This is a genomic window from Vibrio sp. THAF64, assembly GCF_009363455.1.
GTDB classification, from domain to species: Bacteria; Pseudomonadota; Gammaproteobacteria; order Enterobacterales; family Vibrionaceae; genus Vibrio; species Vibrio coralliilyticus.
Window position 1 is genome coordinate 2,793,338 of sequence record NZ_CP045355.1, and the last position, 12,964, is coordinate 2,806,301.

Sequence of the window (12,964 nt, forward strand, 5' to 3'; positions counted from 1 at the left end):
GGCGTCAGAAAAAGCTCAGCTGTTTGGTTTGCTCTTCAGGCTTAAGCATCACGTTTAAGCCTAATAGCCGAATCTCGCGCCCTTGCTGGCGTTTAAGAATATCACGCAATAAATCTTTGAAGTAATCCAGCTCAAGTTCAGGGTGTATGTGTTCAATCGTGGTGAGCTGAAAATCCGCAAACTTGAGTTTGATACCCTGCTTGATAATGGCTTTCTCAGGAGAGGCTTTGATCAGTCGTGTTTCCAACTCAGGAAAGAGCTTATGTTCAATCACCTGCCAACACTCGTCATAAGTACTGATATTTTCGCTGAAAGTGCGCTCAACACCGACCGATTTTCGTTCACGTTCTACCACTACCTCTCGCCGGTCAATACCATGGCTCTTCTTCCACAGAGAGGCACCTAATCGACCAAAGCGTAATAACAGCTCACGGTAATCACTGTTTTTTACATCCTCACAGAGATAAAAACCTGCCTGATGCAATTTTTCTAAGCTCACCTTTCCCACACCGGGAATTTTTTCTAGTGGTAGTTTATCAACAACCTGCTGGACTTTTTCCGGCGGTATCACGTACTGCCCATTGGGCTTATTCATATCCGAAGCGACCTTTGCTAGAAACTTTACCGGAGCAACACCAGCCGACGCCGTTAGCTGAAGTTCATTAAAAATATCTCGCCGGATTGCTTCTGCAATTAACGTTGCTGAGCCCTGACACTGCTCAGAATCCGTCACGTCCAAAAAGGCTTCATCCAAGGACAAAGGCTCAATCAATGTCGTGTAGCGAGAGAAAATCTCACGAATATGCTGAGAAGCTTGTTTGTACACTTGCATACGCCCTGGAACAACCAGAAGGTGAGGACACAATTTTAACGCCTGCCCAGTAGGCATCGCACTTCGGATGCCAAACTTTCTCGCTTCATAGTTGCAAGTACTCAGAACGCCACGTTGTTTTTCATGCCCACCAACGGCTAATGGCCTTCCGCGATAGCTCGGGTTATCACGCATCTCCACCGCAGCATAAAAGCAGTCCATATCAACATGAATGATCTTTCTTACTTTTTCGTCGGACATAACCACACATAAAAAACTGTACATAAATACAGTATAACTTTTCTCTCTCTACTCGCCAACAGTCGTAAGAAGAGCGAAACTTTTTCCGCATTTCTAATAGAAGTATCAAAATATGCAGTTATTATTAATTTATAAGTTGCGATAAGGAGGACTCAGGTGAACCATAAAGTGTTGGTGGTCGAAGACAGCCGTGCCTATCGCAACTATTTGACACAGCAGTTGACGACTATTGGCTGTGACGTCGTTGGGTGTGAATCATACGCAGAGACTCAAAAAGCGCTAGATGAGCATCACAACTTCCATTTTGCTGTGCTGGATTACTGCTTGCCTGACGCACAGGATGGCGAAGTCATTGATCTTGTTTTAGATAATAAACAAAAGGTTATCGTACTCACTGCGACCTTTAGCGATCAGATTCGTGAACGTTTTATTGCCAAAGGCGTGATGGATTATCTACTTAAAGACAGTATGGCTTCCGTGTCGTACTTACTGCCGTTGGCAACTCGATTGATGAACAATGTTAATCATCATGCTCTGGTAGTTGATGACTCTCCAACTGTTCGAAAGCATGTTGCGCAATTGCTTGAACATCAGTACATTCGAACGACTCAAGCGCAAAACGGCTCGGACGCACTACATAAACTCGCGGAAACTCCAGATATTACCTTCATCATTACCGACCATGATATGCCCAGCAAAGACGGTATTGTAATGACGCGAGAGATTAGGCAAATGTACGATAAGAATAGCCTCGCTATATTAGGGCTATCGGGTAGTGGCGACAGAACGCTAACCGCTAGGTTTCTTAAAGCTGGCGCCAATGACTTTTTACACAAACCGTTTAACCAAGAAGAATTTTTTTGCCGAGTCAATCAACTCCTTGATATGAAAGAAGCTACCGACGAGCTCTACAAACTTGCTAATCAGGATACCCTGACTGGTCTTTGGAACCGTCGTTTTCTCTTCAATCAATCTTGTACCGAAGGCAGTGCCAGATACATCGCTATGCTGGATATCGACCACTTTAAATCCGTCAATGATACTTTCGGCCATGATGGCGGAGACGCTGCACTAAAAACCATCGCCAATATATTGAAAATCTACTTTCCGGAAGATGTGGTTGTGCGCTTTGGAGGGGAAGAGTTTTGCGTGCAGTCATACTCAACACTGGATGAATTTATCACTCGCCTAGAGAAAATGCGCCAGAGAATAGAGAATTCGATCATTAAACATAATGGTCAAGACATCACGCTAACGATCAGTATCGGTGTATGCAGTTTAGAAGGTACTTTGGAACAGCAAATTAAATTGGCAGACGATTGTCTTTATACCGCCAAAGAACACGGCCGCAATCAAATTATCGCGACAGAATAAACAAAGCCCGGATTGGACTCCGGGCTTTGTGTTCGATTAAGCAATACGGTCTTTTTCCCACGCTGCCAGTTTTTCTTCACGAGCAGCAAGCTTTTCTGCTCTCAAAGCTTCGCGAGCTTCTCGTTTTTTACGAGCATCACACGGTTCAGGGCAATTACACACCTTGTCAACGCCCACAGCACCAAGACCACCACAACTGCCTTTCACCACCTTCTTCTGGAAAATGTAGCCGACAGACATGGCTGCGATAACGGCAATAAAAATGCCGAAAGTAATCAGAAATGTACTCATAATGACATGCTCACTTGGTATTATTTATTCATAAATGGCTTATACGCTTCCGATGCCATTTCTTTAAATCCATCTTCGGTCTTAACGATCATAAACACAGGGATATTATTCTCGTTGGCTATCTTCATTCCCTGCTCTTCGCCAAGCACCATCAACCCTGTTGCTAGACCGTCAGCAGTCATCGACGACTTGTCTAGTACCGTCACAGACACAACTTTATGACGGATTGGTTTCCCAGTCTGAGGATTAATGATGTGCGAGTAACGTACACCATCACGCTCAAAATAGATACGATAATCACCAGAAGTGGCAACTGCCATATCGCCCGGCTCGATAATCTCCTGCACAGCACGTTCGTCAGCAGAAGGTTTTTCAATCGCGATACGCCATTTAACGCCTTCACGATTGACACCTTTAAGGCGCATCTCACCACCGACTTCGACCATGTAATTTTGGATGCCTTGTGATTGAATATAGTCCGCAACAACGTCTACCCCCCAGCCTTTTGCAATTGTTGAAAGATCAACATACAGGTTTGGGATGTCCTTAGTCAGCAGATTACCTTCTACCGTCAAATGTTGAATGCCTGTATTGGCCTTACGTGCTGCCAGCTCTTCATCCGTTGGCACCACTTCAGGACGTGCTTCAGGTCCAAAGCCCCATAAATTAACTAGTGGGCCGACAGTAACATCTAAGGCGCCTAAAGTAAGACCGTTCAAACGAATGGCTTCTTTCACAACGGTGGCAGTTTGTGGTGACACTTCGAATGGCGTTGATGTTTGGTTTTGATTGAAGCGGCTCAATTCGGAATCTTTTCGGTAAGTCGACATCTGGTCATTCACTTCTTCCAGCAAGCGGTCAACTTCTTTTTGTAGGGCCTCTGGCGATGGGATACCCTCAGACTCTATGTATTTGATATTGTAAGTGGTACCCATTGTCGGGCCACTTAGGTGAATCTGTTCTACGGGCTTTTCACAGCCGGCAAGAACCAATAGAGAAGCAAATGCAACAAGCCACTTTTTCACTTGTTAGACTCCTTATAAGAGAAACGGAAATAGCACATGACTCTGTTTAAGAGCGCATCGACTATGGCCATTTAAAAAATGAATAGCAGGAAAAAACAATGGCTGACTCTTACGAGTCAGCCATATATTTCAATCACTTAGGGAAATTAACCACCAAAGTCATCGAGTAGGATGTTCTCATCCTCAACACCAAGATCTTTTAGCATGCCGATAACAGCTGCGTTCATCATTGGTGGACCACACATGTAGTACTCACAATCTTCAGGCGCTTCGTGGTCCTTCAGGTAGTTTTCGTACAGTACGTTGTGGATGAAGCCAGTGTAGCCATCCCAGTTATCTTCAGGCATTGGATCGGATAGAGCACAGTGCCATACGAAGTTGTCGTTTTCTGCTTGCAGGCCGTCGAAATCTTCTACATAGAACATTTCGCGCTTAGAACGAGCACCGTACCAGAATGACATCTTACGAGAAGACTTCAGACGCTTAAGCTGGTCAAAGATATGTGAACGCATCGGCGCCATACCTGCACCACCACCAACGAATACCATTTCATTGTCAGTATCTTTCGCGAAGAACTCACCAAATGGACCCGAAATCGTACACTTATCGCCTTCTTTCAGAGACCAGATGTACGAAGACATAATGCCTGGTGGTACGTCTGGGTTGTTTGGCGGCGGTGTAGCGATACGGACGTTCAGCATGATGATGCCTTCTTCTTCCGGATAATTCGCCATTGAATAAGCACGGATAGTCTCTTCGTTTACCTTAGACTCGTAACGGAACAGGTTGAACTTGTCCCAGTCTTCACGGTATTCCTCAGGGATATCGTAGTCAGCGTATTTCACGTGGTGAACTGGTGCTTCAATCTGGATGTAACCACCAGCACGGAAAGGTACTGATTCGCCATCCGGGATTTGTAGCTTAAGTTCTTTGATGAATGTTGCTTTGTTATCGTTAGAGATAACAGAACATTCCCACTTCTTAACACCGAAGATTTCTTCAGGGAGTTCGATGTCCATGTCAGTTTTCATTGCAACCTGACACGCTAGACGCTCACCTTCTCGTGCTTCACCTTTAGTAATATGGTCAAGCTCGGTAGGTAGGATATCGCCACCACCTGATTTAACTTTTACGCGACACTGACCACATGAGCCACCGCCACCACAAGCAGAAGATACGAATACACCAGCACCAGCTAGAGCACCCAGAAGCTTACTGCCTGGCTGTGTAACGATCGCCAGTGAAGGGTCATCGTTTACAGAAATTGTAATGTCACCTGTTGGTACAAGCTTAGACTTAGCGAAAAGAATCACTAGTACTAGCGCAAGTACGATCAGAGTAAACATCACTACACCAAGAATAATGTCCATTGACTATTCCTTAATTGTTGCGGTTTACCCGACTTACAGTTGAACACCAGAGAAAGACATAAAGCCTAACGCCATAAGACCTACACTGATAAAAGTGATACCAAGACCACGCAGACCAGGGGGCACGTCAGAGTACTTCATCTTCTCACGGATACCTGCAAGAGCAACGATAGCTAGCATCCAACCCACACCTGAACCGAAGCCGTAAACAACAGATTCAGCAAAGTTGTAGTCACGTTGTACCATGAAAGATACACCACCGAAGATCGCACAGTTTACTGTGATCAGCGGTAGGAAGATGCCTAGCGCGTTGTACAGAGGTGGGAAGAAACGGTCAAGAACCATCTCTAGAATCTGTACAAGTGCAGCAATTACACCGATAAAGGTGATGAAGTTTAGGAAGCTAAGATCCACACCTTCCACTAAAGCGTTTTCTTTCAGTACAAGGTTGTAAACTAGGTTGTTAACCGGAACTGCGATAGTCAGTACCACAACAACAGCAACACCAAGACCGAAAGACGTCTTAACTTTCTTAGATACAGCAAGGAATGTACACATACCCAAGAAGAAAGACAGAGCCATGTTTTCGATGAAAATCGATTTAACTAATAGACTAATGTAATGTTCCATGACGCCCTTACTCCTTCGCTTCTACTTGTTCTGGTTTCAGAATACGGATTGCCCAGATAAGGAAGCCGATTAGGAAGAATGCAGATGGTGCTAGAAGCATCAGACCGTTTGGCTGGTACCAACCACCATTGCTCACTAGAGGTAGAACTTCCATACCAAATAGTTTGCCAGAGCCAAACAACTCACGGAAGAAGCCTACAGTGATAAGAACGAAGCCGTAACCAAGACCGTTACCAATACCATCAATAAGTGACGGTACAGGTGCAGATTTCATAGCGAATGCTTCAGCACGACCCATTACGATACAGTTCGTAATGATCAAACCTACGAATACCGACAGCTGCTTAGAGATATCGTATAGGTATGCTTTTAGCACTTGGTCTACCACGATTACTAAAGATGCAATGATCGCCATCTGAACGATGATACGAACGCTGTTAGGAATGTGGTTACGGATTAGAGATACAGAGAAGTTTGACAACGCAGTTACAAACGTTACCGCTAGTGTCATTACAAATGCTGTCTCTAGTTTAGTTGTTACTGCAAGAGCAGAACATACACCAAGAACCTGTAGCGCGATTGGGTTGTTATCCAACACCGGCGCCAGAATGCTCTTTTTAATGTTTTGTGCGCTAGACATTAGTTCAGACCTCCGTCACGAACTTTTGCTAGGAACGGACCAAAGCCCATATCGCCTAACCAGAAGTCGAATGTACCTTGAACACCGTTACCAGTTAGTGTTGCACCTGAAAGGCCGTCGATACCATGCTCTGAACCTTCTGGAGCGCCACCTTTAACGATCTTGATTGCTGGCTTGTGGTTGTCGTCAAACAATTTCTTACCGACCCACTGAGCACGCCATGATGGGTTCTCAACTTCACCACCAAGTCCAGGGGTTTCACCCTGCTCGTAGTAAGTGATACCAGACACAGTGTTACCGTCAGTTTCAACAGCAACAAATGCGTACATCATAGACCATAGACCGTTACCATGAACTGGCAGGATAACTTTAGACACGTCATTGCCGTCTTTCACTAGGTATACAACACCTGTATTAGCACGACGGATGATTTTCGCCTTGTCTTCTTCACCAGTTAGTTTAACTGACTCTGAAGGGTCTTTTGCTGCTTTGCGCTGATCATAGTTTGCAGCTGTAGAACCATCTGCAGCTTCTTCAACAAAGTCACCAGTGTTGAAGTCAACCAAACGAGGTTCAATGTACTCAGCGAATAGCTCAGGTACTTTCTTACCCGCTGTTTCAATACCAGCAACTTCGATAATCTTAGTTTGCTTGTCTAGTACAGCGTTAGCTTTTTGCTGATCGCGCAGACCAACAGCGGCTGTTGAAACGATGATTGAACAAACAAGGCTCAACCCGATAACAACACCCAGCGTCTTTTTAATGCTGTCGTTATTACTTGCCATAGCGTGCTTGTCTCCGCTTGATGTTCTTCTCGATAACTACATGGTCGAACAGAGGTGCAAACAGGTTCGCGAATAGAATCGCCAGCATCATACCCTCTGGGTAAGCTGGGTTAACCACACGAATCAGTACACACATCACGCCGATTAGCGCGCCGTACCACCATTTACCACCATTGGTAAATGAAGCGGATACAGGGTCTGTCGCCATAAAGAACATACCGAATGCAAAACCACCTAGAACTAGGTGCCAATGCCATGGCATGTTGAACATTGGGTTGGTATCAGAACCGATAACGTTGAACAGCGTTGCGGTTGCAATCATACCGATCATCACACCAGCAATGATTCGCCACGAAGCGATTCGCATGTAAACGATCATCGCTGCACCAATCATCAGGGCAAGAGTCGATACTTCACCGATTGAACCTGGGATGTTACCGATAAACGCGTCCATCCAAGTGATAGGAGCACCTGTTACTGTGTTAACAAGAGCACCGTTACCACCTTGAGCCCATTGGCTAAGCGCAGTAGCACCTGAGAAACCGTCAGCAGCAGTCCAGACTACGTCACCCGAGATTTGAGCTGGGTAAGCGAAGAATAGGAAAGCACGACCAGCCAGTGCGGGGTTTAGGAAATTACGACCTGTACCACCAAAGATCTCTTTCGCTACCACAACACCGAATGTGATACCTAGAGCCGCTTGCCATAGAGGCAGCGTTGGCGGAACGATTAGCGCGAACAAGATAGAAGTAACAAAGAAGCCTTCGTTAACTTCGTGCTTACGCACCATACAGAACAACACTTCCCAGAAACCACCAACAATAAACACTGTGGCGTAAATCGGTAGGAAGTAGGTCGCACCCAGTAGCATCTTAGTGCCAACTCCTGCATCAGCCGCAATAGTGCCGCCAAGCATTTCGGTTAGCCAGTAATGCCAGTTACCTGCGATAACTGCTGCTAGCTGCTCGCCAGCATACATGTGGTTAAGTGCTGCAATAGCTTGGCCACCTGCGTTGTACATACCCCAGAACATTGCTGGGAATACGGCGAACCAAACCATGATCATGATACGTTTTAAGTCAACGCTATCACGAACGTGCGAGCTTTTCTTTGTGATAAGACCTGGCGTGTAGAAAACTGTTGCTACAGCTTCGTACAGGGCAAACCATTTTTCATGTTTACCGCCAGGCTCAAAATGATGCTCGATGTCTTCAAGAAACTTTTTAAGAGCCATGAAAATTACCCTTCCTTCTCGATCTTATCTAGGCATTCACGAAGTAACGCACCGTACTCGTATTTGCCCGGACATACAAAGGTACACAATGCTAGGTCTTCTTCATCCAGTTCTAGCGCACCCAGTGCTTGAGCACTGTCAACGTCGCCTGCACATAGATCACGAAGTAGCAGAGTTGGTTCCATATCCAATGGCAATACGCGTTCATAGTTGCCAATTGGCACCATTGAACGATCACTACCATTCGTGGTTGTTGTCATGTTGAACAACTGACCTTTGAAGATATGACCAAGGAAAGCACGGGTTACCGAGAACTTGTTCTTACCAGGCATCGCCCAGCCAAACAGTTCTTTGTCACGACCTTCACGTAATACAGAAACCTGTACGTGGTAACGACCTAGGTAAGCGTGAGGACCAGTTGCATGAGTACCTGTCAGTACTGAACCAGAAATCACACGAACTTCACCTGGCATTAACTCGCTGTCAGTCAAATCTTCTAGGTTTGCACCTAGAGTTGTACGAACTAGACGAGGGTTGTTCACTACTGGGCCAGCCAGAGATACAACACGATCCGTGTAAAGTTCACCAGTTAGGAACAACTTACCGAACGCAATAACGTCTTGGTAGTTGATGCTCCACGCCACGTTTTTTGCATTTACTGGGTATAGGAAATGCATGTGGGTGCCAGCTAGACCTGCTGGGTGAGGGCCATCAAAAACATGCTCTTCAACATTTGACTGAGAAGAACGAGGTAGACTGGTACCAGATTTACACACGTAAACCTTACCGTCTGTCAGAGTTGAAAGCACATCCAAACCAGCAACGAACGCATCTTGCTGTTCATTGATGACCAACTCAGGCTGAGCTGCCAACGGATTAGTATCCATTGCAGTTACAAAAATAGCCTGTGTAGAAGACTCAATTGCTGGAACCTTGCTAAACGGACGAGTACGTAAAGCTGTCCAAAGACCTGCATCAACAAGCTGAGTTTTAACCGCGGTACGGTCAAGACCTGCTAGTTGGCCGGCTTCAAACTTATCGAACGTTACCTGCTCTTCACCTGCCACTTCAATCACTACAGATTGAAGGACACGTTTAGCGCCACGGTTAACCTCGATCACTTTACCGCTTGCTGGTGAAGTAAATTTCACACCTGGGTTCTTTTTGTCTTCAAAAAGAACTTGGGCTTTCTTTACCTCATCGCCTACGCGAACATGCATAGTAGGACGCATGCCAACGTACTCTTCGCCAAGCAAGGCGACTTTCTTGATGGTCTTACCATCATTAATCACCTGGGTAGGAGTTCCTGCGATAGGAAGGTCCAGACCCTTCTTTATTGTAATCATACGCACTTGCACTACTTTTATCGGGAAAAAGATTCTTTGATTGCGTAACTTTTAGACACGACACTAGTGTCCGGTTTTGGCGCAGTTTAAAACACCAAAATCGCAACATCCTATTAAAAACCTCGCTACAAATTTAGTCGAGATTTATCAGGTGCGATAGTCTATCATCTTTTTAGAAGTCTATGCCATGACCAATGAAGGGAATCAGATAGATATTTCGAAGGATTTGAGTTTAAAAGGCTAAGTATTGGTCATAAGTTTGAACCATCGCACAATCGCCAATAACCACACGGGCTTTGCTGTTTTTAATTATTCACATTGTGAAACATTTCTGGTTAAAACTAATTCAGCTGTTTATTTGTTTCTACATTGTTAACGCTTACTTAAATCACAGCCAATAAAAAAGGCAGCAAACGCCACCTCTTTTCTTTCAACTATTTAGAGCCGCCTAAACACATAGGGCTATCTGGAGCCAACTCGTTCTGCTCTTTCCACTCCGATGGCGTGTATGTGTGCATCGACAAAGCATGAATATGGTTAGCGAGTTCATCAGCCAGCACGTGATTAACCTGACGATGGCGCCCAATCAGACGTTGACCTTCAAATTTGCCACTGACCACCACCACTTTAAAATGACTTTCCGAACCTGCTGGAACATTGTGCATGTAACTTTCGTTTAGCACGTTAAGAAATTCAGGTTCGAAGTGCTCTTGGAGTTTAGTTTCAATCACTTCTTGTAGCATTGTGTGTCACCATCTAAATATGAACAACATGAAAGAACAGATAATAATCGTCTTGTACGCAAAGCAAAAGGTTTTAGTTTTCACACGCCCTACCTTCTGCGACAATTTACGTCATGAATTTGCCCAAGCGTTCCAAATATGAAAACTGAACTTGTGCTCCATGAGCGCACCTTAACTTTGCATCGATTCCCTCAACGCAACAATGAAACTCTTCAGGCCTGGGATGCTGGCGATGAATACCTTATCAATCATATAGAAGAACTTGGCCTCGCTGGCAAACACATTTTGATTCTGAATGACAGTTTTGGCGCGCTGAGCTGTTGGTTGTCGGAGAAACATCAGATCACCATGATGAGCGATTCCTACATTGCTCATCAAGGAACACTCTCCAACCTCAAGCGTAACCACTGCCGTGATATCACCTTGCTCCACACCATGGAAGAGATTCCTCAAGGTGTGGATTTCGTTTTGATACAAATCCCACGAAACAACCGCCACTTAATATGGCAGTTGAGTCAGCTAAGACAAAGGCTCGATGCTTCGGTACCAGTGATCGCGGTAAACAAAGCTAAAGAGATTCATACTTCTACATTAAATCTGTTTGAAAAGTACCTAGGTACGACAACCACATCTCTAGCATGGAAAAAGCATCGTCTGGTTTTCTCTCAGGCCGATATCTCGACGAGTGTTTCTGTAGACCCTATAACTCGCTGGAATATCGACGAGCATCATTTCACGCTCGACAACTTACCTAATGTCTATTCGGGCGAAAAGCTGGATCAGGGTGCACGATTTATGCTTGATCACTTACCTAAGAATCTCAGCGATGAAAAGGTTGTGGACCTTGGATGTGGCAACGGTGTGTTGTCCGTAAAGATGGGAATGTTGAACCCCAATATACAGCTCACTTGCGTCGATGAAAGTTTTATGGCCGTCGAATCGGCCAAGAGAAACTTAACCCGCACACTTGGCGAAGACAGAAAAATAGAATGCCTTCCCAACAACTGCTTGGACGGATTTGAAAACGCCAGCGCTAATGTTGTGGTCTGTAATCCCCCCTTCCATCAGCAACAAGCCATTACCGATCATATCGCATGGCAGATGTTCTGTGATGCAAAGCATGTTCTCAGCAATGGTGGGCAATTATTAGTTATCGGTAACCGTCACCTCGGCTACGATGTGAAGTTATCTAAGCTATTTGGAAAATCGAACGTAAAACTTGTCGCTTCAAATAAGAAATTTGTTATTTTACAAGCAACTAAATAGTTCACTATCATGTCTCTTATACGTATAGAGTTACGATTAAAGGAAATTACAATGAGAAAATTGGTTCTAGCCGCGTCAATGGCCTTACTTACTGCGTGTGCCGCACCGCAACAAGAACAGATCAACTTTATGCCTCAGCCAGTTCTGAGCAATAGCGACATCGTAAAAGACGCAAGTTTCACTCTGACAAGTAAAGACGTACGTTCAGCTCAATATGTAGCCCTAATAGATAGTGGCCGCTCAAACATTGAGCCAATTCACTCTAAGCAAAATGTGCGTATCGCGATCGAAAACGCGTTACTGGAACAGTTCCAATCTCAAGGTTTCCGCAGCACTGTTAACAGTGAAAACTCAGTAAAGATTGAAGTGCAAGAAGCATTGGTTTCCGTCAAACACTCAGTGATGGAAAACGAGATGGATGGAAAAGTCGTTCTTGAAGTCACAGCAGAGACGCCTCAGGGTAAGCTAGTTAAGACTTACACGGGCACGGCTAAACGTACAGGCGCTTTAAGTGCTTCAAACGAAGAAATCGAAATCGTACTTAACGATGTAATTAACCTGGTTCTGAAAGAAGTCGCCAGCGACCGTGAGTTGAAGAATTACATGCAGGAGCGCTTCTAATGTGGAAAGTTGCTATTGCCTCACTGGCGTTAGTCAGCAATCTGGTGTTTGCAGGTCCTAAAGTTGAATTTGAAACCACATTAGGTGCTTTTACGATTGAGCTCAATCAGGAAAAAGCCCCTGTTACAGTGGAAAACTTCCTTAAGTATGTCAAAGACGGCAGCTATGTAGGCACCCAATTTCACCGAGTGATTCCGGGCTTTATGGCACAAGGTGGTGGTTTTGATCAAGACATGAAGCAAAAACCAACTTACGCGCCTATTAAAAATGAAGCGTCTAATGGCCTAAAGAATGAAACAGCCACCGTTGCTATGGCGAGGACTAACAACCCTAATTCTGCAACGCGTCAATTCTTTATAAACTATGTTGATAACAATTTTCTTGATTACGACCAGCGCCCACCGGGTTACGCTGTGTTCGGTAAAGTAACCAAGGGTTTCGACGTAGTACAGCAAATGGCGAAAAAGCGCACAAAAACAGTCGGCCGCTACCGTGATGTTCCAGCAACACCTATTGTCGTAACGAAAGTGACTTTACTCCCATAATCTAAAAAGGCTCCTACTTATC

The 12,964-nt window shown here is 44.9% G+C and carries 14 protein-coding genes; 4 read left to right on the plus strand and 10 right to left on the minus strand.

Features of this window, described 5'->3' with window-relative positions; translation table 11 throughout:
* Positions 1-4: 4 nt before the first annotated feature.
* Positions 5-1,072, minus strand: coding sequence for a DNA polymerase IV (gene dinB / locus FIU99_RS13025; RefSeq protein ID WP_019277465.1), 1,068 nt, complete (start codon positions 1,070-1,072; stop codon positions 5-7).
* Between the two features lie 156 nt (positions 1,073-1,228).
* Between dinB and FIU99_RS13030 the strand changes: the two genes are divergently transcribed.
* Positions 1,229-2,446, plus strand: coding sequence for a diguanylate cyclase (locus FIU99_RS13030; RefSeq protein ID WP_006957940.1), 1,218 nt, complete (start codon positions 1,229-1,231; stop codon positions 2,444-2,446).
* 36 nt (positions 2,447-2,482) lie between these two features.
* Here the strand turns inward: FIU99_RS13030 and nqrM are convergent, their stop codons facing one another.
* The 9 genes from nqrM to bolA form a co-directional block, all read right to left on the minus strand.
* Positions 2,483-2,737, minus strand: coding sequence for a (Na+)-NQR maturation NqrM (gene nqrM / locus FIU99_RS13035; protein ID WP_006957941.1), 255 nt, complete (start codon positions 2,735-2,737; stop codon positions 2,483-2,485).
* Between the two features lie 20 nt (positions 2,738-2,757).
* Entirely contained in the window at positions 2,758-3,762 is a 1,005-nt protein-coding gene (locus FIU99_RS13040) for an FAD:protein FMN transferase (RefSeq protein ID WP_006957942.1), read from the minus strand.
* A gap of 146 nt (positions 3,763-3,908) precedes the next feature.
* Positions 3,909-5,132 (minus strand): NADH:ubiquinone reductase (Na(+)-transporting) subunit F, encoded by a 1,224-nt coding sequence (gene nqrF / locus FIU99_RS13045; protein WP_006957943.1) that lies wholly within the window; start codon positions 5,130-5,132, stop codon positions 3,909-3,911.
* Positions 5,133-5,165: 33 nt separating this feature from the next.
* Positions 5,166-5,762, minus strand: coding sequence for an NADH:ubiquinone reductase (Na(+)-transporting) subunit E (nqrE, locus tag FIU99_RS13050; protein ID WP_006957944.1), 597 nt, complete (start codon positions 5,760-5,762; stop codon positions 5,166-5,168).
* A gap of 7 nt (positions 5,763-5,769) precedes the next feature.
* A complete protein-coding gene (locus FIU99_RS13055) occupies positions 5,770-6,402 on the minus strand; it encodes an NADH:ubiquinone reductase (Na(+)-transporting) subunit D (protein ID WP_006957945.1) in 633 nt (210 codons plus the stop codon).
* Positions 6,402-7,187, minus strand: a complete 786-nt coding sequence (locus FIU99_RS13060) for a Na(+)-translocating NADH-quinone reductase subunit C (protein WP_006957946.1) — start codon at positions 7,185-7,187, stop codon at positions 6,402-6,404. The genes FIU99_RS13055 and FIU99_RS13060 overlap by 1 nt, the downstream gene beginning before the upstream one ends.
* The gene (locus FIU99_RS13065; protein WP_006957947.1) at positions 7,177-8,421 is read right to left on the minus strand and encodes an NADH:ubiquinone reductase (Na(+)-transporting) subunit B; all 1,245 of its coding nucleotides are present in this window, start codon (positions 8,419-8,421) and stop codon (positions 7,177-7,179) included. The genes FIU99_RS13060 and FIU99_RS13065 overlap by 11 nt, the downstream gene beginning before the upstream one ends.
* Before the next feature lie 5 nt (positions 8,422-8,426).
* Positions 8,427-9,767, minus strand: coding sequence for a Na(+)-translocating NADH-quinone reductase subunit A (locus FIU99_RS13070; protein WP_039951256.1), 1,341 nt, complete (start codon positions 9,765-9,767; stop codon positions 8,427-8,429).
* 434 nt (positions 9,768-10,201) lie between these two features.
* The gene (gene bolA, locus FIU99_RS13075; RefSeq protein WP_006957951.1) at positions 10,202-10,510 is read right to left on the minus strand and encodes a transcriptional regulator BolA; all 309 of its coding nucleotides are present in this window, start codon (positions 10,508-10,510) and stop codon (positions 10,202-10,204) included.
* A gap of 138 nt (positions 10,511-10,648) precedes the next feature.
* Here bolA and FIU99_RS13080 point away from each other — a divergent pair, with 138 nt between their 5' ends.
* From FIU99_RS13080 to FIU99_RS13090, 3 genes are read left to right on the plus strand one after another with little or no spacing between them, the layout of a single operon-like run.
* Positions 10,649-11,776 carry a methyltransferase gene (locus tag FIU99_RS13080; protein WP_006957953.1) on the plus strand — a complete coding sequence of 376 codons (1,128 nt, stop codon included), beginning with the start codon at positions 10,649-10,651 and terminating at the stop codon, positions 11,774-11,776.
* Positions 11,777-11,827: 51 nt separating this feature from the next.
* Positions 11,828-12,397: a YajG family lipoprotein gene (locus FIU99_RS13085; RefSeq protein WP_006957954.1), complete on the plus strand. Its 570-nt coding sequence runs from the start codon at positions 11,828-11,830 to the stop codon at positions 12,395-12,397.
* On the plus strand, positions 12,397-12,942 hold the full coding sequence (locus tag FIU99_RS13090; RefSeq protein WP_006957955.1) for a peptidylprolyl isomerase: 546 nt from the start codon (positions 12,397-12,399) through the stop codon (positions 12,940-12,942). Before FIU99_RS13085 ends, FIU99_RS13090 begins: the two co-directional genes overlap by 1 nt.
* The last annotated feature ends 22 nt before the right edge of the window (positions 12,943-12,964 follow it).